Annotated in this window: 30 protein-coding genes and 1 tRNA gene; all 31 read left to right on the forward strand. The window is 40.9% G+C overall.

Translation table 11 applies throughout. The features are described 5' to 3' along the window. The first annotated feature begins 8 nt into the window (after window positions 1-8). Complete coding sequence (gene phoU, locus TOCE_RS04830; protein ID WP_013275774.1) at window positions 9-671, forward strand: phosphate signaling complex protein PhoU; 663 nt, start codon at window positions 9-11, stop codon at window positions 669-671. Between the two features lie 100 nt (window positions 672-771). Next, on the forward strand, window positions 772-1419 hold the full coding sequence (locus TOCE_RS04835; protein ID WP_013275775.1) for a DUF1614 domain-containing protein: 648 nt from the start codon (window positions 772-774) through the stop codon (window positions 1417-1419). Beyond that, entirely contained in the window at window positions 1406-2575 is a 1170-nt protein-coding gene (spoIIP, locus tag TOCE_RS04840) for a stage II sporulation protein P (protein WP_013275776.1), read from the forward strand. Before TOCE_RS04835 ends, spoIIP begins: the two co-directional genes overlap by 14 nt. A 3-nt stretch (window positions 2576-2578) precedes the next feature. Beyond that, window positions 2579-3472: a YIEGIA family protein gene (locus TOCE_RS04845; protein ID WP_013275777.1), complete on the forward strand. Its 894-nt coding sequence runs from the start codon at window positions 2579-2581 to the stop codon at window positions 3470-3472. Between the two features lie 9 nt (window positions 3473-3481). Continuing rightward, a complete protein-coding gene (locus tag TOCE_RS04850) occupies window positions 3482-3676 on the forward strand; it encodes a capping complex subunit for YIEGIA (RefSeq protein ID WP_013275778.1) in 195 nt (64 codons plus the stop codon). A 13-nt stretch (window positions 3677-3689) separates the two neighbouring features. Beyond that, window positions 3690-4136, forward strand: a complete 447-nt coding sequence (locus tag TOCE_RS04855) for a DUF3189 family protein (protein WP_013275779.1) — start codon at window positions 3690-3692, stop codon at window positions 4134-4136. A 12-nt stretch (window positions 4137-4148) separates the two neighbouring features. After that, a complete protein-coding gene (locus tag TOCE_RS04860; protein WP_013275780.1) occupies window positions 4149-4619 on the forward strand; it encodes a DUF3189 family protein in 471 nt (156 codons plus the stop codon). Window positions 4620-4705: 86 nt separating this feature from the next. Further along, complete coding sequence (locus tag TOCE_RS04865; RefSeq protein WP_013275781.1) at window positions 4706-6028, forward strand: DUF512 domain-containing protein; 1323 nt, start codon at window positions 4706-4708, stop codon at window positions 6026-6028. After that, complete coding sequence (gene der, locus TOCE_RS04870) at window positions 6025-7335, forward strand: ribosome biogenesis GTPase Der (RefSeq protein ID WP_013275782.1); 1311 nt, start codon at window positions 6025-6027, stop codon at window positions 7333-7335. The genes TOCE_RS04865 and der overlap by 4 nt, the downstream gene beginning before the upstream one ends. A 25-nt stretch (window positions 7336-7360) precedes the next feature. Further along, a complete protein-coding gene (locus TOCE_RS04875) occupies window positions 7361-8407 on the forward strand; it encodes an NAD(P)H-dependent glycerol-3-phosphate dehydrogenase (protein ID WP_013275783.1) in 1047 nt (348 codons plus the stop codon). A 158-nt stretch (window positions 8408-8565) separates the two neighbouring features. Next, window positions 8566-10044, forward strand: a complete 1479-nt coding sequence (spoIVA, locus tag TOCE_RS04880) for a stage IV sporulation protein A (RefSeq protein ID WP_013275784.1) — start codon at window positions 8566-8568, stop codon at window positions 10042-10044. 179 nt (window positions 10045-10223) lie between these two features. Then, window positions 10224-11087 (forward strand): putative RNA methyltransferase, encoded by an 864-nt coding sequence (locus tag TOCE_RS04885; protein ID WP_013275785.1) that lies wholly within the window; start codon window positions 10224-10226, stop codon window positions 11085-11087. Window positions 11088-11159: 72 nt separating this feature from the next. Next, window positions 11160-11236, forward strand: a tRNA-Pro gene (locus TOCE_RS04890). A 134-nt stretch (window positions 11237-11370) separates the two neighbouring features. After that, window positions 11371-12294: a tyrosine-type recombinase/integrase gene (locus TOCE_RS04895; protein ID WP_041424092.1), complete on the forward strand. Its 924-nt coding sequence runs from the start codon at window positions 11371-11373 to the stop codon at window positions 12292-12294. A 13-nt stretch (window positions 12295-12307) separates the two neighbouring features. Beyond that, entirely contained in the window at window positions 12308-13153 is an 846-nt protein-coding gene (locus tag TOCE_RS11650; RefSeq protein WP_013275787.1) for a replication initiator protein A, read from the forward strand. Continuing rightward, on the forward strand, window positions 13147-13371 hold the full coding sequence (locus TOCE_RS04905) for a hypothetical protein (protein WP_041423869.1): 225 nt from the start codon (window positions 13147-13149) through the stop codon (window positions 13369-13371). Before TOCE_RS11650 ends, TOCE_RS04905 begins: the two co-directional genes overlap by 7 nt. A gap of 12 nt (window positions 13372-13383) precedes the next feature. Continuing rightward, on the forward strand, window positions 13384-13527 hold the full coding sequence (locus TOCE_RS12285) for a hypothetical protein (RefSeq protein WP_013275789.1): 144 nt from the start codon (window positions 13384-13386) through the stop codon (window positions 13525-13527). A gap of 150 nt (window positions 13528-13677) precedes the next feature. Next, a complete protein-coding gene (gene istA, locus TOCE_RS04910; protein WP_083768520.1) occupies window positions 13678-15192 on the forward strand; it encodes an IS21 family transposase in 1515 nt (504 codons plus the stop codon). Beyond that, window positions 15186-15917 (forward strand): IS21-like element helper ATPase IstB, encoded by a 732-nt coding sequence (gene istB / locus TOCE_RS04915; RefSeq protein ID WP_013275115.1) that lies wholly within the window; start codon window positions 15186-15188, stop codon window positions 15915-15917. Before istA ends, istB begins: the two co-directional genes overlap by 7 nt. Before the next feature lie 565 nt (window positions 15918-16482). Beyond that, on the forward strand, window positions 16483-16836 hold the full coding sequence (locus TOCE_RS04920) for a hypothetical protein (RefSeq protein WP_013275790.1): 354 nt from the start codon (window positions 16483-16485) through the stop codon (window positions 16834-16836). 14 nt (window positions 16837-16850) lie between these two features. After that, the gene (locus tag TOCE_RS04925) at window positions 16851-18095 is read left to right on the forward strand and encodes a GLUG motif-containing protein (protein WP_013275791.1); all 1245 of its coding nucleotides are present in this window, start codon (window positions 16851-16853) and stop codon (window positions 18093-18095) included. Further along, window positions 18095-18370 carry a hypothetical protein gene (locus TOCE_RS04930; protein ID WP_013275792.1) on the forward strand — a complete coding sequence of 92 codons (276 nt, stop codon included), beginning with the start codon at window positions 18095-18097 and terminating at the stop codon, window positions 18368-18370. The genes TOCE_RS04925 and TOCE_RS04930 overlap by 1 nt, the downstream gene beginning before the upstream one ends. Window positions 18371-18427: 57 nt before the next feature. Further along, window positions 18428-18907: a hypothetical protein gene (locus TOCE_RS12290; RefSeq protein ID WP_013275793.1), complete on the forward strand. Its 480-nt coding sequence runs from the start codon at window positions 18428-18430 to the stop codon at window positions 18905-18907. Window positions 18908-18921: 14 nt separating this feature from the next. After that, window positions 18922-19806: a DUF5309 domain-containing protein gene (locus TOCE_RS04940; RefSeq protein WP_013275794.1), complete on the forward strand. Its 885-nt coding sequence runs from the start codon at window positions 18922-18924 to the stop codon at window positions 19804-19806. A 124-nt stretch (window positions 19807-19930) separates the two neighbouring features. After that, complete coding sequence (locus TOCE_RS04945) at window positions 19931-20119, forward strand: helix-turn-helix domain-containing protein (RefSeq protein WP_013275795.1); 189 nt, start codon at window positions 19931-19933, stop codon at window positions 20117-20119. Then, window positions 20109-20342, forward strand: a complete 234-nt coding sequence (locus TOCE_RS04950; protein WP_013275796.1) for a DUF5659 domain-containing protein — start codon at window positions 20109-20111, stop codon at window positions 20340-20342. Before TOCE_RS04945 ends, TOCE_RS04950 begins: the two co-directional genes overlap by 11 nt. A gap of 766 nt (window positions 20343-21108) precedes the next feature. After that, window positions 21109-21306: a DUF5659 domain-containing protein gene (locus TOCE_RS04955; protein WP_013275798.1), complete on the forward strand. Its 198-nt coding sequence runs from the start codon at window positions 21109-21111 to the stop codon at window positions 21304-21306. 253 nt (window positions 21307-21559) lie between these two features. Next, window positions 21560-22372: a helix-turn-helix domain-containing protein gene (locus TOCE_RS04960; RefSeq protein WP_013275799.1), complete on the forward strand. Its 813-nt coding sequence runs from the start codon at window positions 21560-21562 to the stop codon at window positions 22370-22372. Window positions 22373-22438: 66 nt separating this feature from the next. Next, the gene (locus TOCE_RS04965; protein ID WP_013275800.1) at window positions 22439-23218 is read left to right on the forward strand and encodes a hypothetical protein; all 780 of its coding nucleotides are present in this window, start codon (window positions 22439-22441) and stop codon (window positions 23216-23218) included. 111 nt (window positions 23219-23329) lie between these two features. Further along, the gene (locus TOCE_RS04970) at window positions 23330-23761 is read left to right on the forward strand and encodes a hypothetical protein (RefSeq protein WP_013275801.1); all 432 of its coding nucleotides are present in this window, start codon (window positions 23330-23332) and stop codon (window positions 23759-23761) included. 37 nt (window positions 23762-23798) lie between these two features. Next, window positions 23799-25382 carry a terminase large subunit gene (locus TOCE_RS04975; protein WP_013275802.1) on the forward strand — a complete coding sequence of 528 codons (1584 nt, stop codon included), beginning with the start codon at window positions 23799-23801 and terminating at the stop codon, window positions 25380-25382. The last annotated feature ends 63 nt before the right edge of the window (window positions 25383-25445 follow it).

The following is a 25445-nucleotide window of genomic DNA, read 5'->3' on the forward strand; positions in this document are numbered from 1 at the left end:
GAAAGAAAATGACGACGATGAGACCTGCTTTCGACAGAGAACTAGAAGAACTCCAGCAGGATATTCTAAAAATGGGCAGCATGGTGGAACAACAGATTTACAACGCCGTAGAATCGCTGGTAAAAAAAGATGAAAAGCTAGCCAGAAAAGTGATCGAAGATGACAATATAGTTGATAAAATGCAGCATCTGATAGAAGACAAGTGCGTTAAACTCATAGCCACGCAGCATCCTCTGGCAAAGGACCTTAGAGTGATCTTCACCGGAGTAAAGATAGCCACCGATTTGGAGAGAATGTCTGACAACGCCGTGGATATCGCTAAAACTACCATAAGATTACTGGACCAGCAGTATATAAAGCCGCTCATCGACATACCCAGGATGGCTCAGCTCACCCGTGAAATGGTTAGAAATGCACTGGATGCGTATATAAATCAGGATGTAAAGGCGGCCCAGAGGGTATGCGATACCGACGATGCGATTGACAAACTCTACTCTCAAATTTTTAGGGAGCTTCTGGTTATTATGATAGAGGACCCAAGGACGATCTCACAGGTCACCCAGCTTTTATTCGTCTCTAGGTTTCTCGAGCGTATCGCCGATCACGCCACGAATCTGGGAGAATGGATAATATACGTTGTTACCGGAGAAAAGAAAGAGCTCAACAATTGATCCCAGTCAGCCCAAAAGGGGCTGCTTTTTTTGTTTCGAATAAATTATAAAGCCTCGGGTAAAGATAAAAAAGAAAAATTTTCAATACGGGGTGAATTTTATGCCAGTGGGGGTAACTCTACTTCTTGTACTAGCTGTATTAATATACTTTGGGCTTTTGCAAAGAGTTGTGGATAGGATGCACATGTCGGACAAAACAGCCCTTATCTTCATAGGAGCAATGATAGTCGGTACTTTCCTGCCCAACATACCTCTCGGCAGGGGGTTATCTATAAATATCGGTGGGGGCCTTGTGCCAATTGCACTTGTTGTTTACCTCATCGTTACCGCTGATAGCGCGGAGGAAAAAGTTCGCTCCATAAGTGCCGCTGCATTAGCGGGGCTTGCTGTTTACGCCGGAGGTAGGCTTCTGCCCGCAGAACCGGAAACTACCTATTTAGATCCGCTTATAGTTTTTTCTCTACTTGCAGGCGTAATAGCTTATATTTTCGGGCGGTCAAGGCGCGGCGCTTTTATCGCGGGAGTGATGGGTATTTTAATTTCCGATATAATCTATGCCTTTGGTGCGGCTGGTAGGCCTATAGGTACCACTATTGGGGGTGCGGGTGTATTCGACGCGGCGGTGATCGCGGGAGTTATAGGAGTAGCCCTTTGCGAATTTGTGGGTGAGACCAGAGAAAAGCTCCAGGGAGGTACAGCCAAAGCCGAAAAGAAACGGGAAGAAGGTGAAAAAAATGAGGACAGGTAGGGTTCTGACAGCGCTTTTAATATTATATATGGTTTTTAGCATCGCTTTTTCCGGGATTTCTTTTGCAGAAGAAGAAAAAAAGAATGGGTACTTCACTATTTATGAGGAAAAGACCAATAAAAAGATATTCTGTACCGCGAGAGTTGTGAACGTAGGGGATGAGTATTTGGACGAGGATAATAACCTTTACGAAATTATTAAGGTCGAAGGTGACAAAGCTTACGCTCGGTTTAAAGAAAAGGTGGATATTGAAAAATCTTTAAGCGCTTTGCAGAACGTCGGGGATGGAAGCGCTTTAAAAACATCGGTGCTTCAAGGGAGGCGATTAGTGGCAATATACCATACCCACAGTGATGAGTCCTATTTACCCACAGACGGCAAATCCAGCATACCCTACAAGGGAGGAATTTTTAAAGTAGGTGAAGCCTTAAAAGAAGCCCTTGAACGAAGGGGCATAACCGTCATCCATTCCAATCAATCCCATGATCCGCACGATGCGGCGGCTTACCAGAGATCGCGCCGTACAGCCATGGAACTTTTAAAGAAAGGTCCAGATGCGCTCATAGACGTGCACAGAGATGCGGTACCGGCTGAGGAGTATGCCGCTCAAATAAACGGTAAGTCCATAGCTAAAGTTCAACTTGTTGTAGGACGGCAGAATCCGCAGATAGAGTCTATCAATAATTTCGCCTGGCAGTTAAAGGCCCTAGCCGATAAAAAATATCCGGGGCTGGTCAAAGGTATTTTTTACGGTAAAGGCAATTACAATCAGGATCTTTTCCCGAGGACGATACTCGTTGAGGCGGGCACTTATACCAATTACAGGGACAAAGCCCAGGAAGGGGTGGAAATCCTTGCCGACGTCATAGCGACTACCCTTTACGGTTCCGATTACCAGAAAAAGGGCGCACCGGGAGCGGGTGGCACTACCCGGGTTCCCGGCGAGGGCGGCAGTGCGGTTAGGGCTATCTTCTGGATAATTGCACTCTGCGCAATAGGTTTTATAGCCTACATGCTGATTAGTACCGGTGGAAGGAAAGAACTTTCAAGCAAACTGAGGCGATTCATGGGCTCCGAGTTTGCCAATTTCCTGGGAAGCTTCAAGAGAAAAGGGAAAAACGGCAACCAAGGCGACCAGACGGGTAGCGAGGGCTGATGTATGCAGGACTATCTTGCGGTGGTATCCGTAGGTCTTGCTATGGGGACCCTGGGCAGGCTGTACCTACTGCGCGTTGACTACAGACAATATCCGAGTTATCCCCAGGGCTACATGGTCCACCTGGCCCTCGGGTTTATAGCAGCCTTTCTGGGGGCTGTGGCTATACCGGCTCTGGTCGCGAAGGAATATACGGCTGTTACTTTCCTCGCCTTGGCCGCCCAGCAGTTCAGAGAAATAAGGGACATGGAACGGGAGAGCCTTAAGAATATCGAAGATACGGAGCTGGTCCCCAGGGGGGCGGCTTACGTTGAAGATATAGCCAAAGCTTTCGAGTCCAGGAACTATCTGGCTATGCTCACGGCTCTTATAACCAGTGCGGTGGTGGAATATTTTAAAAACATAGTATTGGGTATTTTTATAGGTGTAGCGCTGATTTTATCATTGAGCTACTTTACCAGGAGGAAGCGAATCCAGGACATTGCAACGGTGAGGCCCGCAAAGATCCATTTTCAGGGTTCCATTTTGTGCATAGAAAACATCAAAGTTATGAACGTCGGTCATCCCGACTCCAGAAAAATTTTCATAGAAAAAGGCCTTGCTGTAATGATTGAGCCCAAAGACGACGACGCAAGGGCAACGCTGGCAAATATAGGACAAAGGCAAGCGATAGCCCACGATGTTGCGGCGCTCCTGGGCGTAAAAAGAGATGTAGACGAAGTAGACTTCATGCCGCTGGTGAGGATCGATCTGAAAACCGGGAGGGTGGGGCTTGTTATCGTGCCAATGGAAAAGGATATGGAGAGCCTGATAGAAGCCGTCAAATTGGTGCCCGTGCTGGAGAGCTCCAGGAGAAAACCATTGAAATCAAAGGCCGGGCGAAGCGCTTCGGATTGAGGTGATCGGGTGGAAAATATAGGAGTAAAAGAAGTTATACTTGCAGTAGTAACTTTAAACAAAGATCAGCCGGCTTCCGGCGTCCCTGTGTTCTACGCTAGGGATGAAGCAGAAAGGGACAGGATAGCCGCACTTCTTGCCAGGATCCTTTCAGGCGTGGTTCACGACCTGGAAAACGGGTCGTATATTATTGTAAGGCACTGATGGGGGAATGGTATTGAGAATAATATATTCCTGCTATTGGGGCAGCTATCTGGCGGTGGTGGCTGCTTCCTTACATCTCGGACTCATAGAGGAATTCGATCTTAAAAGTATACTTCAATTGCCGTTTTTCGGAAAATTACCGGAATGCGAACTTGGCAGGATATACTATATGGGGACCGATAACATAGGCCGCAGGGTTTACATAATGGGGTCGAAAAAAGCAGGAAGAGTTGTCGAAAGGGCCCTGAAAGGTATAGCCGGCATTTATGATATGAATAGTAATTCGGTGGTTTTTGCCGACCTCTTACCTTACGGCAACGTCTTTTATTCCATCGGATGTTTTTTAGTCCACAGGCTTAAATTAAAAACACTTGGCAACGCTTTTTTAATCTTGGGACTTAAAAAAAGTTTTCGAAGTATAAAGCGTTTCGTTGAGGAGATAAAGGAAAAATCTGAGTGAAAAGGTGGTAAAATGAAGATTTTTTACTGCTGCTACGGGAGCGCACACTCATCGGTGGTGGCCGCCGCCATACACCTCGGCATGCTTCCCTCGGACAGGTTGCCGGATGCCGAAGAATTCGAGAGGCTGCCCCGTTACGATAAAACCAGTTCCTGCGAAATAGGATATCCTTTTTTTATGGGCAAGGATGAAAAGGAAAATGAGGTTTTTATAATAGGTATGACAAGCCAGCGAGAACTGGTCAAAAGAGCAATCGCAAGTTTTCTCGAGCATAGCGGAGTCAACACGGAGAATCTGCTTTTTATAGATACCCTCCCCTTTGTAAACTTAAAGACAAAAATTGGGGGTATTCTTTCGCGACGCTTAGGGCTTGTTTCTCTGGGCAGGCCCCTCACGATAGAGGGAATTCGGGAGAAATACTTTGATTTTGTAAAATTGGTACAAGATGTCAAAAAAAGGGCAGACACCAAAACAAAAACTTGACTTACCCGCGCATTTGGGCAATAATATTAATTGATTGATAGCTGGTAATAAAAGTAGCTATTATTTTTTTAAAGGGGCAGTCGACGTTGAAGAGAGCTTTAATAAAGAGGGTAAAACGGGGGAGCCTAGCAGAAGAAGCCGGCCTTAAAAAAGGCGATGAAATTCTGATGATAAACGGCGAAAACTTAAAGGATATACTCGATTATAAATTTCTTTCCACCGACGAAACATTGCGTTTACATGTAAGGTCAAAGGAAGGCAGGATAAGGATACTGACCGTCGAAAAGGATTTTGATGAAGACCTGGGAATCGAATTCGAAAATCCGTTGATAGACGGCATTAGGCGCTGCAAAAACCGGTGCATCTTCTGCTTCGTAGACCAGATGCCAGAGGGCCTCAGGCCTTCTCTTTACGTAAAGGATGACGATTACCGCCTGTCCATCCTGGAAGGCACTTTTATAACGCTTACCAACCTGACTACCGAAGACCTTAACAGGATCGTTTCAATGAAGTTAAGTCCGCTATATATATCCGTCCACGCCACATCCGGAGCCGTGAGGAAATTCATGCTCAAAAACCCGGCTGCAGCTAACATAATGGAGACGTTGAAATATTTAAAAGAAAACGGTATATTTTTTCACTGCCAGATCGTGCTGTGCCCGGGAGTAAACGATAAAGAGGTGCTTGACCGCACTTTAAATGACCTGATTTCCCTACAGCCTTCCGTTCTATCGGTAGCCGTGGTTCCTGTGGGAGTGACGAAGTACCGCGATGGCCTATACCCTCTCAGGCGATTTACCCGCGAAGAGGCAGAAGAGATTATTGACCGTGTAGAATCCTTGCAGCGTGAAAACCTGAGACGTTTCGGTACCCGCCTGGTGTTTTTGGCCGACGAATTTTACGAAATTGCAAAGAGAGATTTCCCGCCTTTTGAATCCTATGAAGATTTTCCCCAGTGGGAAAACGGCGTGGGTATGGTGGCCTTATTAAAAAAACAACTCGAAGAGTACATTGAAAGGGTTCCGACCGAACTGCCCAAAAGTAGGCGGGTGGTGATAGCCACCGGAGTATCGGCTTTCAGGTTCCTTCAGGAGGCCTTGTTGCCTTTGCGCAAAATTAAGAACCTGGATTTTGAAATACGTCCTATAAAAAATAACTTTTTCGGAGAATCGGTCACCGTTGCTGGACTGATAACGGGAAGAGATTTGATAGATCAGTTAAAGGACCTGGGACAGAAAGATGCGCTGCTTTTACCAGAAGTAATGCTAAAGGACAGAAAAGTATTTCTGGACGGTTTTACCGTTCGCGATGTAGAACGAAGTCTCGGCACCTGGGTGGTTGTCGTCGGTATAGACGGAAAAGACTTTCTCGAAAAACTTACGGGAATAAATTTGGGGGTAAAACTATGAGCTTTACTGTTGCCATAGTTGGAAGGCCGAATGTAGGAAAATCCACGTTGTTTAATCGGATTATAGGTAAAAGAATTTCCATCGTTGACGATAAGCCCGGAGTAACCCGGGATAGAATTTACGGCCAGGTGGAATGGAGGGGAAAGAAATTCACCCTCGTTGACACCGGCGGTATCGACCCTGAGGGCTCCGATGTTATGACGAGCCACATAAGGCGCCAGGTGGAATTTGCCATCGATAGTTCCGATCTCATCCTTTTCCTGCTGGATTCAAAAGAGGGGCTTTTACCCACCGATAAGGAGGTGGCTGCGCTCCTTCGAAAAAGCGGAAAGCCAATAATTCCGGTAATAAACAAAGTTGACGATTACGCTGCAAAACCCGAGCTTTACGAGTTTTATCAACTGGGACTCGGAGAACCCGTTTTTATTTCGGCAATCCACGGTTCCAACGTGGGAGATTTGCTGGACCAAATAGTGGGCTTTATCGATGAAGACGAGGGGCCTGACTACGATGAAGGCGTAATAAAGGTAGCGGTAGTGGGTAAACCAAATGTGGGAAAATCCTCACTGGTCAATGCCATTCTGGGCGAAGAGAGAGTTATAGTCAGTGACATTCCCGGTACCACCCGTGACGCCATTGATACGCCCTTTGAGTACGAGGGGCAGAAAATGGTGCTGATAGACACCGCAGGCATGAGGCGAAAGAGTAGGGTTAAGGAAGATATAGAATTTTACAGCAATATCAGGGCGCTCGGTGCGGTGGAAAGAGCGGATATAGTGCTGGTGGTTCTGGATGCCACCCAGGAGATATCGGAACAGGATAAGAAAATAGCCGGTATAGCCCACGAAGCCGGGAAGGCCGTTATCATAGTCGTCAATAAGTGGGACCTGGTGGAAAAAGACGACAAAACTATTTACAGGTACACTGAGAACATAAGAAAGGAATTCGCTTTCATTCAGTATGCCCCCATAGTATTCGTGTCGGCGAAAACAAAAAAGAGGGTCAACAAAGTCCTGGAACTGATACGATTTGTCATGGACCAGTACACCTTCAGGATAGAAAAAGGCGTACTCAATGAACTGGTGGAAGATGCCACCGCTATGCTGGCACCGCCCACTATAAAAGGGCGGAGATTGAAAATTTATTCTGTAGCCCAGATCGGCGTAAAGCCCCCGACTTTTGTCCTTACTGTAAACGATACCGAACTGTTGCATTTCTCTTATGTAAGGTATTTGGAAAATAAACTGAGAGAGCGATTTGGCCTGGAAGGCACCCCTGTGGTAATCAAAGGCCGAAATAAAAAATAAGGTAATAATGAGGGGGTCATCTCCGATGAAATCAGCTGTCATCGGTGCCGGTAGCTGGGGCACCGCGATCGCCCAACTTCTAGCTGATAACGGGTCAAGAGTCACCTTATGGGCGAGAAGACCCCAGCTGTCCGAAGAAATAAGGCGATGGCGCGAAAACAGATCATACCTTCCGGGGATCAGAATATCCGATAAAATTTTGGTTACTTCAGACCTGCAAGAAGCCCTTTGTGATGCTGAATTTGTTGTCATGGCGGTCCCTTCACAGTCCATGCGCTCTATTATACGAGAAGTCGGGAAATACATAAAAAGCGATAGCATCATCGTGAGCGCTGCAAAAGGCATTGAAATAGGAACTCTCCTCAGAATGTCTCAGGTGATGAAAGAGGAACTGCCGCCGGAGCGCAGGCCGAATATAGCGGTGCTCTCCGGACCAAGCCATGCCGAAGAAGTGGCGAGGCGCCTTCCTACGGCTGTGGTTGTTGCAGCGGAAAAAAAAGAAGTAGCCGAAGGGATCCAGGACCTTTTTATGAATTCCTACTTCAGGGTTTATACAAATCCGGACATAATAGGGGTTGAAATGGGAGGGGCTCTGAAAAACATAATCGCAATATGCGCGGGCATAGCTGAAGGGCTGGGCTTCGGTGATAATACCAGGGCGGCCCTTATCACTAGGGGTATAATAGAGATAACCCGATTGGGAGTCAAAATGGGTGCCCATCCTGCAACTTTTTCGGGTCTGTCGGGCATCGGCGATGTTATAGTGACCTGCAACAGCCTATTTAGCCGCAACAGAAGGGCGGGTATCGAGATTGGCCGAGGGAAATCCGTCACCGAGGTGATGGCATCGACTAATATGGTCATAGAAGGCATACATACCACCAAAGCTGCCTATGACCTGGCGCGGCAGCACGGAGTTGAAATGCCCATAACCGAACAGGCCTACGACGTCCTTTACCAAGGGAAAAATCCCCTGGACGCCGTCAATGCTCTCATGAAGAGAAAAGGCAAGCACGAAATGGAAGAAGTAGTTCAGAAAGAAATAGAATGGATTGATTTAGAAACGTGGTAAGTCCACGTTTTTTTATTTTTTTAAGTAATATTCGGGACACGGCATCATATATATATTATTGAACACAAAAGTGAACAAACTACCCTTCCTCGGGGAAGAGTTCGACATATAAGTTCGGACGGGAAGGGGGGAAGGTAAGTTTACAAGGGGGGAAAACGATGGAGAAATTTGATTTATTTAAGGATATTGCAGAGAGAACCGGTGGAGACATCTACATAGGCGTTGTGGGCCCCGTTAGAGCAGGCAAATCCACTTTTGTAAAAAAGTTCATGGAACTTCTTGTTATTCCCAATATTCAGGATCCCAACGCCAGAGTCAGGGCGAAAGACGAACTTCCCCAGAGCGGAGCGGGGAGGACAATAACCACGGCGGAGCCCAAATTTATTCCCAGTCAGGCCGTTGAAATAACTTTTAAAGACAACATCAAGTTCCGGGTGCGCCTCGTCGATAATGTGGGATTTTCTGTGAAAGGGGCGCTCGGATATGAGGACGAAAACGGCCCGAGAATGGTATCAACGCCATGGTTCGATGAAGAAATTCCTTTCCAGGAAGCCGCCGAAATAGGGACCCGCAAGGTTATAGAGGAACACTCCACCATTGGCGTTGTGGTGACTACCGACGGAACCATAACTGACATTCCTAGGGAAAACTATGTGGATGCTGAAGAGAGGGTAGTAAACGAATTAAAAGCCATAGGCAAACCCTTTGTAATAGTTCTGAATTCTATAAATCCCTCAAGTGAAAGTACCCTTGAACTTAAAGAAGAACTAGAGTCCAAGTACGATGTACCGGTACTCCCGCTGGACTGCCAGGCCATGACCCAAAAGGACATTTACGCCCTTTTAGAGCAAATACTCTACGAATTCCCGCTCATGGAAATCAACATTCACATACCGAAATGGGTTGAAGTTCTGGAGAAGGAACACTGGCTGAGGCAGCAATTTGAAAAAACTGTCAAAGAGACTGTAAAAGACATACATAGGGTAAGGGACATCGAAAGGATTGTTACAGATTTAGGGGCGAGCGATTTTTTGGAAAGAGTCGAGATAAAGGAGATGAACCTCGGCACCGGCACCGCAGATTTAAACCTGGAAGCAAAGAAGGATTTGTTCTACAAGGTGCTGAGCGAACTTTCCGGCCTCACTATTGAAGGTGACCACCACCTCATGTCACTGATGAAGGATTTGACGAAGGCCAAAAAGGAATACGACAAAGTGGCAAAGGCTCTCGATGATGTGAAGAAAGTGGGATATGGAATAGTGCCGCCTCAGCTGGACGAACTGACCCTGGAAGAGCCCGAGATCATAAGACAGGGTTCGCGGTTCGGAGTGAGGATTAGGGCTATCGCTCCTTCGATTCATATGATAAGGGCGGACATTCAGACGGAGATTTCGCCCATCATCGGAACCGAAAAACAGAGCGAAGAACTCATAAGCTATCTAATGAGTGAATTTGAAAACGACCCCGAGAAGATATGGCAGACCAACATTTTCGGTAAATCGCTGCAAGATTTGGTAAGGGAGGGTATACAAAATAAGCTTCTGCACATGCCCGAAGCAGCTCAGAGCAAATTGCAGGAAACTTTGCAGCGTATAGTAAACGAAGGCAGCGGAAGCCTGATATGTATAATACTATAGCCTCCATTAGATTACAATAAAAGGACCGGTACAGCCGGCCTTTTTTATTTGTGCCACAAATTTGGAAAATATCCGTTCAAAAGCTATAATTATTTTAGGGTAGCTAAATTCCGCTAAAGAAAAAAGCATGGGTTTTTTATTACCTAAAGTATGAAAAAATCGGGGTGCTTTTTATCAAAATGAACAAAAAAATGATAAGTGCAAAACTCATAAATGAATTTGAAGAGATTTTTCAATGCCCTCTCTGTACGTCCCCTATGCGAATTGTAGCCTTTAAAAGTTTAGTTTGCTCTAACAACCATACTTTTGATATCGCAAAATACGGATATGTAAATTTGATAACTCGTCCTCTCACGACTAGATACGATAAGGAACTATTTGAATCACGTAAGATTATTGCTGAAAATGGATTTTTTGAACCGTTACACAAGATGATTAGCGAATTGATAAAAAATGAAATGCATTTAGATGAGGAAACGCTGAAAATACTGGATGCAGGATGTGGAGAAGGTTCGCATTTGGCCAGTATCAAGCATAAAATCGTTAAAGTATTGGGAGTGGGGATTGATATAGCCAAAGAAGGTATTTTGGTAGCGGCGAAAAATCATCCAAACATTATTTGGTGCGTCGCAGATCTTGCTCACAGTCCTTTTAAGAGCAATACATTTGATGTGATCCTTAATATCCTGTCGCCGGCAAATTATAGAGAATTCCGGAGACTATTGAACGACAAAGGTATCCTCATAAAAGTGATCCCTCGAAGTGATTATCTAAAAGAATTGAGGGAAATTTTCTTTGATGAACCGCAAAAGCAAAGCTATTCCAATCAAAAGATAATTCAAAGATTTAACACCGGTTTTGAGGCTGTAGATAAGTTTCGGTTGAGTCATAACATCTCCCTAAGTAAATCACTGATTCCACCACTCATTCGCATGACTCCTTTATCATGGTCTGCTACTGAGGAAAAGGTTCAGGCATTTTTAGAAAAGATGAGTTCAGCAGAAATAACCGTTGATCTAGATATTTTGGTCGGGAAAAAATAAAAAAATTTATTTTACAGGGGTTGCAAATATCCGTATTATGTCTTATAATAATTAATGTCAAATGAACAGCGTCTGGGTGTGGCGCAGCTTGGTAGCGCGCTAGAATGGGGTTCTAGAGGTCGGGGGTTCAAGTCCCCCCACTCAGACCAAAACCAATAAAATCAAGGCTTTGAAGGCAATAATAGGACAACGAAAATAAAGTAGGTTTTTAAAACCTATCAGGCAGAACGGTAAGCCACTTGCTTTCGGTTGTGTAAAAGACAATCGAAGGCAGGTGGTTTTTATTTTATTTAAATTCGCTATTCAGGATTTTCTTGACGATCGCAAATTTAAAAACTTATCACCAGAGACTTTGAAAGGTTACGAAATTACGCTAAAAGAATTCCACAATTACTGCACCGACAATAACCTAATAGACACTTCGGATATTACACCTAGAGTTATAAAAAATTACCTCATCCACTGCCAAAATGAGCGAAGCAATAATCCAGTAACACTAAATCACAAAATACGCAATCTGAAAATTTTCTTTAACTACCTAGAAGAAATCGAAATATACGATGAAAAAAACAATCCAGCGAAGCCAATTCCTTATTTAAAAGAGGATGTAAAAATTGAAGTATTTACCGACTATCAAATCAGGCAAATGCTTACCTATTACCGAAGGCTTAAAACCAGAGATAAAGCGTTTTGGGCTTATAGAGATTATACCATCATTGTAACACTATTAGGCACAGGCATAAGACTTGGCGAACTTGTAAACCTTCAATGGCGACACATAGATTTTGTAAATCAAGTAATGACAATTTTTGGGAAAAAACGTATCCAAAGAAGTATTCCGCTAACCGAAAAATTAGTGAAAGAATTAGCGGAGTTTAAGGTATTTTGTGAGCGATATTTTGGTAAATTGAACGATTATGTTTTTGTCAATAGCAAAAATGAACCAATGACTGCGGATGCAGTTAAGTGTATGTTTAAGAGGTTAAAAGAGATAATGAATTTTCGAGACGTTCGGCTTTCCGCACATACATTTAGGCACACATTCGCTCACCGCTTCCTAATGAATGGCGGGGATGTGTTTTCGCTACAAAAAATTTTAGGGCACAGCAAGATAGAGATGACTATGCGTTACGTTGCTTTATGGGGGACGGCCTTAAAAGAGCAAAACGAGAAATATAATCCCCTCAGTAAATTGGATTTTGTGTAAGGGAGCAAGGAAAATGCAGGAGGCTAATTTTTACAAGATAAATGAGATTGACAATATGCAATTTTTGATAATTCCAAAAACGCTTTTCACGAGCGAAAATTATCGTGATTTGCTTGACGGTGCTAAATTACTGTACGCCGTCTTGTTGGAAAGGATGCAATTATCCAAAAAGAATGGGTGGGCGGACGAAAACGGAAACGTGTATATAATCTACCCTAGAGAAGAAATTGCAAATTTTATGAAAATTAGTATAAAAACTGTTGTAAGATACATGAAAGCACTCAAGGAATATGGGCTAATTCTTGAAAAGCGACAAGGACTTTCCAGACCTAATATCATCTATGTACTTAAGCCATATTCCAGAGATGAAGAATTTTTCACCTCCAGAGTGGACAGCGATGTCCATTCAAGAATGGACAATATGACAAAAACTGAATGGACAAATTTACCACCAAATCATACTAATATGAATCATACTGAGATAAATAAAAAAAATAACACAAACACCCTTGTGGATAAGTTTCACGCTATCACTGGAAGAAGGAATTGGAAATTATTTGTTATTCTTTTAAAAAAATATTCTTATGATTACATCCTTGAAAAACTAAATTACATGGAAATGTTTGCCAAAAGCCACCTAATACGAAACTTCGAAGGATTTTTGGCGAGTGCTTTACGTGATAATTACATGACTGTTGCTCAAAAGATCGAAAAAACATCAAGGAAAGTCTTACTCGAAACTTACCAGAAATTGGAATATTATCGTAGTGTAAAACCTGCGTCAAAAGAAGTGGCTTTGGCATGGATTACTTTGATAAAAAACCAACTAACAGGAGGTATGGAGGTATGCCCATGTTAAAGCTTGACGAAAAGATAATATTTAGGGTGATCAGCGGCGAAACAAAAGTCCTCCAGTGGCTTGAAGAAAATTTCGATTTATCCCAATTTAAGGTTGAGGATTTTCCGCTATTTCCAGCAGGGAAAAGAATCATTGATAAAAACGGTGAGGAAATGGTTGTATTTTGGGATTTTTTATATGATAGGATTGAATACTTTTTCCAAAAAATAAACCAATAGGAGGTATAGGGTATGCTTATGCTGGAACTTGATGAAAGAAAAATTTTAGGAAGGCGGATCGAAGCACTAAAAGAAACATACCACAATGTATGTGGTAGGGAAGTGTCGGACAGGTTTTTGGAGTATTTAGAAACAATACCAATGTTTATTGCATAATTAAAATGGACAGAGTTGCAAAATAAAATCCCCACTTTTGCAACTCAAAAATCCCCAAATTTGCAAAGGTCATTGCAGGCACCCCTAAAAACCTTTACCCTTGTAGTTAGGGAAATCTTAACTGCAAGGGAGGATTGGAGGATGCTCACAATGACCCATATTGATAATATCAGAAAAGCGTTCTTTATGAAAGGGCAAAATATCAGCGAGATAGCCCGGGAATTCCAAAAAGACCGAAAAACTATACGCAAGTATATTTATCAAGAAGACTGGAACACCAGGGTTAAAGTTGAAGAAGTTAAACATACCTTCCCAAAACTCGACCCTTTCAAGGCGGATATAGATCAGTGGCTTGAAGAAGATAAAAAAGCTCGCAAAAAGCAGAGGCATACCGCCAAAAGGATTTATGACAGGCTCTGTGAAAAATACCAAGATAAGTTTAACTGTTCTTACCGCACCGTAGCAGGCTACGTAGCCATGAGAAAAAAAGAATTGTACCAGGACAACTCATGTCGTCTGCCGCTGGAACATATCCCGGGTGAAGCGCAGGTGGATTTCGGTGAGGCAGACTTTTACGAAAACGGGACGCTGCATCACGGATTTTATCTGAACCTGTCGTTTCCCTACAGTAACGTAGGATATACCCAGCTTTTCAAGGGAGAAAACCAGGAATGCCTGTTTCAGGGACTTAAGGACATATTTGAACACTTGGGGGGAGTACCCCGTAAGCTATGGTTTGATAACGCCAGCACTATCGTGAAACTCTCGAAAAATGGAGAGCGCAAACTAACCGACGCCTTCCTGAGGTTCAAGCAGCACTATGGTTTTGAAGCGGTATTCTGTAACCCTGCTTCCGGCCATGAAAAGGGTAATGTGGAAAACAAGGTGGGATACCACCGGCGCAACTTCCTTGTCCCGGTCCCCAGGTTTGAAAAGCTGGAGGATTTTAACCGCGAACTTTTACGATTGTGCGACCGGGACATGCACCGCGAACACTACCGGAAGGAGGCATCCATAGCCGAACTTTTTAATGAAGACCGTAAGGCTCTGCTTGAGCTGCCTACCGTTCCTTACGAGGTAGCCGGTTACATAACAGTCAAAACCAACGCCTACGCCAAATTCAGCTTGAACGGTGGAAAGCACCTATACTCTACCGCCCCCAAATACGCCAACAGCCGGGTGCTTGTAAAGATAACAGCCCATGAGGTCATACCGCTGGATGAGAGCCACCGGGAAATCGTGCGCCACCGGCGGCTTTACGGGGACAACAAGCAAGAAAGCATGGACTGGCTGCCATATCTTACCCAGCTTTCCCGCTGTCCGGGAGCCCTTAAGTATTCGGGAATATACAGCATGCTGCCGGACCCACTCCGGGAATACCTCGACGGCTTAAGCAAAAGTGAGCGCGGCAAAGCGCTCAAGGCTTTGGCTGTGCTTTGTACCAAAAGCAGTTTTGAACAGGCTGTGAACGCTGTAGCCGAGGCTCTCCTTTACGGAGTGCAGGATTTAGACAGCCTCGTAGCCATCCATAACAGGATAACGGGTATAACCCCGCAGTTGGAGCCGGTAAAGATTCCGGAAGGGGTTCCTGAACTCACTGCATTCCGCTTCAATGCAGAAGACTATGACAAAGCCTTTCTGAAAGGCGGTGCCAATTTATGCTGAAGGACGAAATCGCCGCCTGCTGTAAAGCATTAAAACTCAGCCGCAATCTAGTGGAAAACTGCGACAAGATCGAGGCTCAAAGCCATGAAGAATACCTGCTGAAGCTGCTAAGATTAGAACTGGAGCACAGAGACGCAAGCCGAAAGGACAGGCTTTTGAAAAATGCGGGCTTTTACACGATAAAGACCTTTGCCGGCTACATATTCGATGAAATCAAACTCCCGCAGGGGCTTACACCGCAGGACCTAAAAGATTGCAAATTTCTCGAAGAAAAGAAAAACCTGATCCTTTACGGCAACGTGGGAACCGGCAAAACCCATCTTGCCACCGCCATCGGTGTGGAGGCCTGTAAAAAAGGCTACAACGTAAAGTTTTTCCGCACTGCAGCGCTGGTAAACCGGCTGGTGGAAGCCCGGAAGGGAGGTGAACTTTCCGGGTTACTGAAACAGCTTTCCAAACCAGATCTTCTGATCTGCGACGAATGGGGCTATGTTCCTTTGGACCGCGAAGGAGCGCAGCTACTTTTTCAGGTGATTTCGGACTGCTATGAACGTCGCAGTGTAGTAATTACCACTAACCTGGAATTCAGCCGCTGGGCGAGCATTTTCTACGATGAGCAGATGACAGCAGCAATGATTGACCGGCTAATACACCACAGTTACCTATTGATCTTTGATGGTCAAAGCTACCGGATGAGGCAATCACTCATGAGGCAATTAAGTTAACATAAAAATTCCCCACCGGTGCCTGGGGAAAAACCTTTGCAAAAATGGGGAATTTCCTCTTGCAAAAAACAATACCAACGACGAGAGAAAAGATTGAATTAGTAAATTTTTACATCAATGAAATAATGGAGATATACTATCAAGACAAATACTTAGAAGCAAGATTGGGTTAGAGGCTCTAAGCCTCTATTTTTTCGGATAATTGCAGGAAAATCGAGGAAAAACGCTCAAAAAATTGCTATTATATTAATGGAGGGGTATAATCAAAGCACGTGGTAAGTATAAAACCTGTTCTAAATGTGGGAAAGTGTATCTGGCAACTAGAAAATATTTTAGTCCAGACCGCAGAAACAAAGATGGATTACAAAGTATTTGTAAAAAATGTGATAATTACAGGAAAAAGTGATAATTTTTTCAAAAAAAATGTCTTTTAAATATATGAGGGAGAATTGCAGCCCACTCATTCACTAAAAACTTTTACAATCTTGGTGTTTTTATCAGGAGGTTTCATGCCTCTTTTTTTATTTTTTTTAAAATTCAAAAATTTGAATTGGAGGTGATTTACATGGCTGAAATCAGACCAGAGGGTTATCAAAATATCAGGGACTATATGCAAGCAAACTGGCAATACATAGAATTGCGTGATGATGCAGGAAATCCTATTTTGAGGCTTTCTCCTGCTGATCCTAGAGTAACATGGACGCATAATGCAGGAGATCAAACCCTAAAATTACAAATCATAGTTAAAGGCAGTGATGCAGATATTACCCTACCCACAACCTTTGCTTCTAGTGCTATATACAATGTAGCCACAGGTGGAAATCCTTTTAGCGTGGAAACCTTCACGCCGTTTACGATGGAAAACGAGAACGACGAATTAACAGTTATCCATGAAATACAAGTGCCGCAGGTAGTTTAAGGCGGTGATTAAACATGCTTGGCAGCGGCACACAGACAGACCCTTATCGAATACAGACACCTGCCGATTTAAACGCAGTACGAAATAATTTAAGTGCATATTACGAATTGGCCAATGACCTTGATATGGCTGGTTTCGGTAATTTTACGCCGATTGGCACTTCTTCAAGTCCTTTCACTGGACACTTCGACGGTAAAGGGTACAAAATTTTAAACCTAACAATTAACGTTTCTGCCGCTAACGTTGGACTTTTTGGATATATCAATAATGGTGGTATAGTGCAAAACTTAGGGTTAGAAAATTGCAACATAACAGGCAACGCAGTAAACTATGTTGGTGGCATTGTAGGGTATTTATACAATGGTACAGTCCAAAATTGCTATACCAAAGGCAGTATAATAGGACAATATGGGATAGGCGGTATTGTAGGTTGGTTTAATATTGGTATTATTCGCAATTGTTTTTCTCGCGCTAGTGTCACAGGGAAAGGCAGGGTAGGAGGACTTCTAGGACATGGTGTAAGTGCAAATGCAGTGGTAGAAAAGTGCTATTCTACCGGATTAGTGACAGTAACACCTGATCCGAACAATTATAATGGCGGTTTAGTAGGATCATACACCGTTACGCCACCCGTCTTTGATTCATACTGGGACATCGAAACTAGCGGTCAGACCATTTCCGCTGGCGGTATAGGAAAAACAACCGCTGAAATGAAAAACCAAAGCACTTACGTGAATTGGGATTTTGCAAATGTATGGGGCATAAATGGCGATTACCCGTATCTGCGGATTTTTGGAGTGCCGGGGAAAAGTGGGAATATAACTATTACAAGTTTTATCGAAACAATTTCAAGTGATACTTCGAAATTAATAAAAGGTAATAAAACAGGACAAAGTTTTATTAATAAATTTTACTCAAGTACTAGTAAAAGCACTAAAAAATATATATCAAGTTTCATAAAACCAATTTATTCCAGTGTAGAAAAGCAAGTAAGAACAGTAATTTCAAGGAAGGTTGATTTAACTTCATACATTTTGCCTATTAATGGGAAGATAGAAAGAAAAATAAAATCAAATAAAGTAAATATTGCATATATAAAACATATATTTTCAAGTATTTTTGCAAAATTACCTTTGCTATTTTCGGGAGGAAAAGCAAGGGTATTTTATTTTGAAAATTTAAGTCATGCAGGTACGATTGAAAACCTTTCCAGAACAGGAAAACTGGAAAACCTTTCGAAAGCGTGGTGGATAGAGTAATGGCACTTGTAGGAGATACAATAAGGCTTTATGTGGAGTTTCGGAATTTCGAGAATGAAAAAATTGATCCTTCTAATATAAACTTACAAATATTAGATGAACAAGGACAAGAGATAGAAAATATAACAATTGATTCTTCTAATAAATTAGACGTTGGTAAATATTTCTATGACTATGTTGTCCCAGAAGGCACAGGGGATTTATATTTCGTGTTTTCTGGGATTTGTAATAATAAGCCAATCAAAGCAAAAGGTAAGTTTTCTAGAGAAGTTTAAAAATTTCTGCTTGCGGGAGCCAACCCGTAAAAAAGGTTAGCAGAAAGGAGAGGCATTATGGAACTAAAAGAATTACTTGGCGAAGAATTATTTAATCAGGTAATGGCAAAGGTAGGTGATCACAAAATTGATATAGTAAGCAATGGGCAATGGATACCGAAAAGCAAGTTTGATGAAGTAATTACTGAAAAAAATCAATATAAGGCACAAGTGGAAAAACTCTCGAAATATAAGCCAGTTGAAAAATCCGATGCAGAAAAGGCACTAGAGGAAAGAGAAAAGGCACTTTTCCAAAAAGAAGTGGAATTAATTTTAAAAGAACATGGGCTTGAAGATTTTAAGGATTTCTTTGTTGTTAATTCTATTGATGAATTAAAACCCAAAATAGAGGCATTTAAAAAGATTTTAGATAGCCAAAAACTGAATAATAGTTATAAACCTTCAGACCACAAAAATAATGACGCTTATTCCCGATATGCCAGCGAGAAAAACGCCGTTGGCATGATTGGGGCGAAACTTTCAAAATTATTTTCATAAGGAGGATGATTTAAATGATAAAAACTGATTCTTTTACAAATCTAGAAAAAGTATCTCTTGCCACAGAAATAGGGCTAGTAGCACCGACAGATACGCCGCTTTATTCTCTTATTCTCAATCTAGGACAGGTAGACCAGGCAACCTCACCTGTTGTGGTATGGCGTGAAAAAACACTGGATACCACAAATGACATTTCTGTCCCTGAAGGTGCTAATCCTGTTTTCTATCAGAGCAATAGAGCCGAAATATCGAACTATTGTGAGATATTCCTGAAAGGCGTGGAAGTTTCTGGTAGTGCCAGTGCATCTTCCATAGCGGGAATACCTGACCTTATGGCTAGCGAAGTAGCAGACAGGTTAGCAGAGATGAAGGTCAACATAGAAAAAGCGTTGATAAACGGTGTCAAGAATGATGGCAGCCAGACCCCCTACATACGGAGAATGGGAGGACTTATTTCATTTGTACCTGAAGGCAACAAAGTAACTGGAGCAAACCTTGATGAAGCCAATTTTAAAGCCACAGTTAAGAAACTCTGGGAAAATGGACTGGGAATTAACGAATATGTTGCTTTAGTAAATGCCGATCTCAAAGAAGCCATCGACGCTATATATGACGCTAAATACCAGTACATCGCACCCATGCAGGATAATTATTTCGGACTTGTTGTAAGACGTGTTCAGACAAACTATGGTAATGTAAACATTATTCTTAATAGGCACATGCCTGTTGACAAGATGGTAGTTTTCGACCCTGCTTATCTCCGAATAGCGAATTTAAGAGAACCTGTTTTCGAACCTTTGGCGAAAACAGGCGATAGCGTCAAGGGACAGGTAGTTGCAGAGCTTACTTTGAAGGTATTGAGTCCAAAGGCTATCGCTATGTTTGAACTTACTGTGTAATAAAACTAACAGCAACATAAGCAATCCTGCACATTCCCTAGCACGCCAACAGGAGAGGGGATGATGCCGTCCCTTCTCTTTTTTTAAATTTCATTCAATTTTTTGCAAAAAGGAGGGGAGGAGGATGGAAGAAAGGGAAATACTTATGCTGGAAAGAAGAAGAAAAAACATAAAACTTCGGGAAATAGCAAAAGCGATAGGATGTAGTATTTCGCTTTTGTCCAGGTGGGAGCGGGGAGAGTGTCACATAGCGCCGGAGAAATTGAGAAGATACAGAGAATTTTTGATAGGAGGTAATAACGATGGAAAATAGAGACCTTTTCGGCGTTTCTTCGTTTTCGCTCGCTGCGTATCTGAAAATTTTCGGCATAGAGCCAAAAGAAATTGTAAGAATAACTGACCGCCAAATAATATTTGTGTACGAGAGAGACAAAAAATTCGATGAAATACTTACGCAATACAACAATGATGAATTTTTGAGGCAATATAAAAAGTATTATGCCGAATTACAAAACATAGCAAAATATGGAAATTAGATGAAGATGATTGATACCGGAATGAATTCTTATTTCGTTATAAAAATTAACCAAATACAGACGCAGATTTGTGAAGTTTTTAAATACATTGAATTTTTACTGTAATTGGTTTCTTTTTTTTGTATCGTATACGGATTTTATCCAGGTTATCAACCATCTAGTGGGTAAAACAATAAGGTAATAAATAATCCAACATATAGCCGACAGTACAAACCAGGCCCCAATAATTAAATTGATAATTCCCGAATAGGGTTCCAAGTCCAACCTGATAACGCATCCGTTATATCGATGTAGTAAGCGATAAAAATAAGACCTAAAAGTATGGATCCTATCAAGTATGCCTTTTGGCTAAGGCGTGATTTGTCCATTAGTAATCTCCTTTCATTTATGGATTAACTTATTAATTTTGGGCAATTTGACTACTTAAAAACTAAAATTAATATAATATATCCAATTTTCTTAACATATTATAACATACTATATTGAGTTAAGTCCATATAATTGTGGTAAAAAGAGAGTTTTAAAAAATGGATGAGTTTACATTGAAGTGTGTTTATTAAACTGACCGACCATGAAAAACGCATTACTGCACTGGAAAAAACTGTTTATAAGTAAAATCGCCGCAAAAATTTAACAAAAAGTTATGTTTATAAATCCAAATCTCGAAGATATAATAATAATGGAAGGGGAATTACCCAAAAAAGGAAATTTTTGGGTAGTTTTTCCTTTTTTGTTTTTGTAAAAAAATCAAAAGGAGGTAATCCAAATGCAAAAACAAAAGAAATGCAGAGTAATTTTAAGTCCACAATTGGCACGTATGCTTTTAAGGCAGGGTTATAAGATTGTGGATATTGAACCTAACAAAAACCTCCCAGAACGAACAGTTTTTATTTTTGAAAATGCACCAGGTCTAGAAAAAATTATCGAGTATTACCGTAAAGAGAAAAGTTGTGTAAACGAATAAAAGTTGACTTTACTTTTGATACGAATTTGTTACAAAAATAAAGTCAAGTTGACTTTATTTTTGCTACAAAAATGTTACAAAAGTAAAGTCATCTCACTTTACTTTTGATACAAAAATGTGACAAAAGTAAAGGGTATAAATAATAATTAATACTACAAATATATACTAGTCTTATATAACCGATAAGGTTTCATTAAAAACCTATCGGACATTGTGTTTATGTAAAGCAAATTAAAAGCAAAGGAGTGTTTGTATGAAAAAAATAAATATTCCTAACAAGTTAATTGAATCAAATAAAAGCAAAGAACTTGCATTATACTTTTTATTAGCCAGAAGAAGGACAATTGACTACAAAGTGTTTATTTCAATTAGTCAAATTCTTGTTGCTTTAGGTTGGCAAAGAAGAGACAAAAAATTTATATTGGAAACATTAGAATATTTTAAAAAAGATGGTCTTATACTTGAATACGTCTTTGATGATAACGAATTAGAAATAACTTTATCAGAAAATATAGGTGCGTATACAAGATTTTATATAGATGACTTTGAGTTGCTCAAAAGATTAGGATATAAAATATTTCATGTGTATTGTTTTATACAACGATTTGCAAACGATGGAGTGGCTTATTTTAGTTATGAATATTTAGAAAAAGCAACACAAATGAGTACTAAAACATTTTCCGAGACTATTAAAATTCTGGAGGCTTTAGGTATGCTTGAATCGTATTATCAAGGATGGGTATATTCGGAAAAGTACAAAAAAAATATCAGAAAAAATAATGAGTATGAAATTAATATTGATAAAAAACTGGAATTTATCAATAAGCCAATAGAAGAATCTATAAAAATATTAAACGAAATAAAAAGAAAAATCAATAACCCCCTAACCCCCCAAATTCCGGCGAACCCCCCTTCCCCCCAGGATAGCGAATATGGCGAAATACCAAAGGGAGCGTGGGAGTTAGAAAAGGAAATAGAAATTTTTAAATTTAGTTATCAGAAAAAACAAAAACCTAAACCTGAACCAGAACCTGAAACAATAGTAATTAATCTTAACAATATCTAGCAAGGGTAATTTCCACCCTTGCTTTATTTATTGCCAAACAAAAAATAAACAAAGGAGAGAAGCAAAATGAAAGCAGAATACCGAGAAAAATTTCCAGAATGGGTTAATGAAGATAAATATTACGATCTGTGTCTTTCCAATGATCTCGATAGTTTATTTAGTTGCAAATTACTAGAAAAGATTAAAGGTTATAAAATAAAGTGGTTTTACAATTTCCATTGTCTTTATAAGGCAGAAGATGCAATTAACGAAGCAATAGCAGTAGACATAGACTTAATACGTGGCAAGTGTTGGGGTAATCATGTTACCCCTTTTTATAATCCTGAAGCAGCGAACTTGAATATAATTGATAGTATTAGCCACGAAAATTACTTCGATAAGTATGCAGGAAGCACATTGCTTGAAATTTGGAGTTACTATGATATACCTTTACCCCAAAGCGAAGAAGCCAAAATGATTTTGTTGGCTATTGATAGTTTTTATCTCGGTTTTTATTCGAATTATTTGAATGATATTCTTGCTAATGCTCATTATATGCAAGTTTTAGAATTACGAGAGTTACAAAAAATTTTATACAAGTATAAATCCAAAGATTTTGAAGAAATAAAACGTAAATATAACCTATACGGAAAAATTTGGATAGATGAGAACAAAAAATTAGCAAGCGACATAAGGCTTGCCGAATTGAGTGAGATTTTCGATTTAGACCTAACGTTACCAAGTGAAGAATTTTCCTCCCATTATTATTTTACACCTCAAACCACCAAAATATCAACACCCGGTGGAAAAATTTTTTCGGCGGCTTTAGTGGGCAGAAACAAAATAAAATATTCGGTGGTGGCTTAAATTGTCTAAAAAACCTGATTTTAAAGAATTACTCAAACAATGGAAAAAACAGGCAGAGGAAAATTTGAAGGAATTAAATAAACGTAACCAAACAAAAAGGAGGAATAGAAAATGATTACGTTAGAACAGGCAATAAAAAAACTTCCACCAGACCTACAAGCCTATATGAAATTCAAGTTTCCTAATGACATTGCAAACAAGGGTATAGTTTATGCAAGTGAAGAAGAATTTCTGAAGGCTAGAGGCAAAAAAACAATGCTACGTTACAAACAATTCGAACAAACACCACATTATCAAGCGATTGTGACAATGATATACCTAAACCGAGCCATGAAAGATTTACAGGAGATATACGATAAAGTAATTGAACAAGCGAAAAATGGAGATGAGAAGGCTATAAAATTATTCCTGCTTTTGCAAAAAGAGATGAAACAAAGTATAAAAGGAGTGGACAAACTCTTTTCAAAACGGTGGCTGAAAAATCAGAACTATGAAGAACCCGAAGAAGTTACAGAAGAGGATGACGGCCTAGTGTTAGACTAGGCTTTTTTCTTTTTGGCTGCAAAGGAGGTGACAACAGTTGCCGAAGTTAACTAAAGAAAAGAAACTTGAAATTATCCGCAATGACTTCCGTCTTTGGTGCAAAAATTTTGTGAAAATGGTGGACAATAAAGGGCAGGAAGTCCCTTTTATCCTTAATGAGCAACAATTGAGGTTGCTTGAAGGGCTGGAAAAATATAACATAGTGCTTAAGTCAAGGCAGTTAGGAATTACGACCTTCTCGATAGCGTATTGTTTGTGGCTTGTTTGTAACAAACCGAACATTACCACAATGATACTTTCATATAATCTCGAATCTACGCAGCACATTTTCGAGCGATTAAAGGCTATGTATTACTCAATACCAGACCAGTACAAACCAAAAATAAAAAGAGATAATAAAATGGAGTTATTTTTAGAGAATGGCTCAAGGGTAATAGTAAAAATCGCCGGTAACAAAGAACTTGGCCGATCCTTTACATGCGAGTATATCCATTGCTCAGAATTTGCTTTCTGGACTGATTACGCACAGGAAAAAGGGTTGTTAGGACTGGAGAACTCCCTGGCTAAAAACCCTGATTCGAAGATTATTCTAGAGAGTACCGCCAACGGATTAAATGAATTCTATAACATTTACCGTAAAGCCAGCAAAGGTGAAAGTAAGTATAAAGCCTTTTTCTTTAACTGGTTTGAAAATAAGGAGTTATTCCGTGAAGAATACAAACTTGCCGAAGAATGGTGGAAGGCTCAAAATCATGGGCAGCGTTTTTCAAGAAAAGATTTAGAAAAGGACGAAATACCGCTTTTCGAGGCCGGAGCACAATTACAACAAATATGTTGGCGTCGGTGGAAGTTGCAGGATATGACACTAGAACAATTCCAGCAAGAATATCCTAGCACACCAGAAGAGGCTTTCCTTTCTACCAATGTAGGTGTTTTTTCTATGCAAAAAATACTAGAACGCATGAATTATCTACCCCTCCCCCTACAGAAAGAAGAATTACAGGGTATAGAATTGCCGAAATCACTAATCCCTTACTTAAACAAGGGATTATTTTTATATAAACTTCCGAAAGCAAAAGAGCGTTACTATGGCGGTGTGGACGTTGCATCAGGAACAGGAGGGGTAAACGACTATTCGGCGGTAAGCATATTTGATACGAGTGGTGAACAGGTGGCGGTATTTTACCGCAATGATATACCAGTATATAAATTCGCCGAAATAGTTAATGATTTAGGGCATTTCTACAATTACGCTTACCTTGTGGTTGAACGCAATGGTTATGGCTTACCATTACTCCAAAAATTACGTGAAGACTACCAATACATGAACCTATACAAACAACGCATTTTTAACGAAGCAGGAAGGAAAAAACACCAGTTGGGCTTTGCTACAACGACAGCGAATAAACAATTGATAGTGCAGCGTTTCAAAGAACAATTCGAGACCGGCATGATTTTAATAAACGACCGTGAAACATTGGAGGAAATGCAAATTTATCAGGAAAACGAAAAAGGCAGTTTAGGGAATAAAAGAGGCGAAGGCAAGCACGATGATCTTGTAATGGCTTGTTGCTTTGCGGTAGAAGGCTTATCTAAAGGCATCTACTATGTGGACATCTAAATAAACGCTTTCAAAATTGCCGTTTAAACGGCTTTTTTAATTTTTGGGGTATAATTATATACC

Origin of the sequence: Thermosediminibacter oceani DSM 16646 (assembly GCF_000144645.1) — a bacterium.
In the GTDB taxonomy this organism is placed as follows: Bacteria; Bacillota; Thermosediminibacteria; order Thermosediminibacterales; family Thermosediminibacteraceae; genus Thermosediminibacter; species Thermosediminibacter oceani.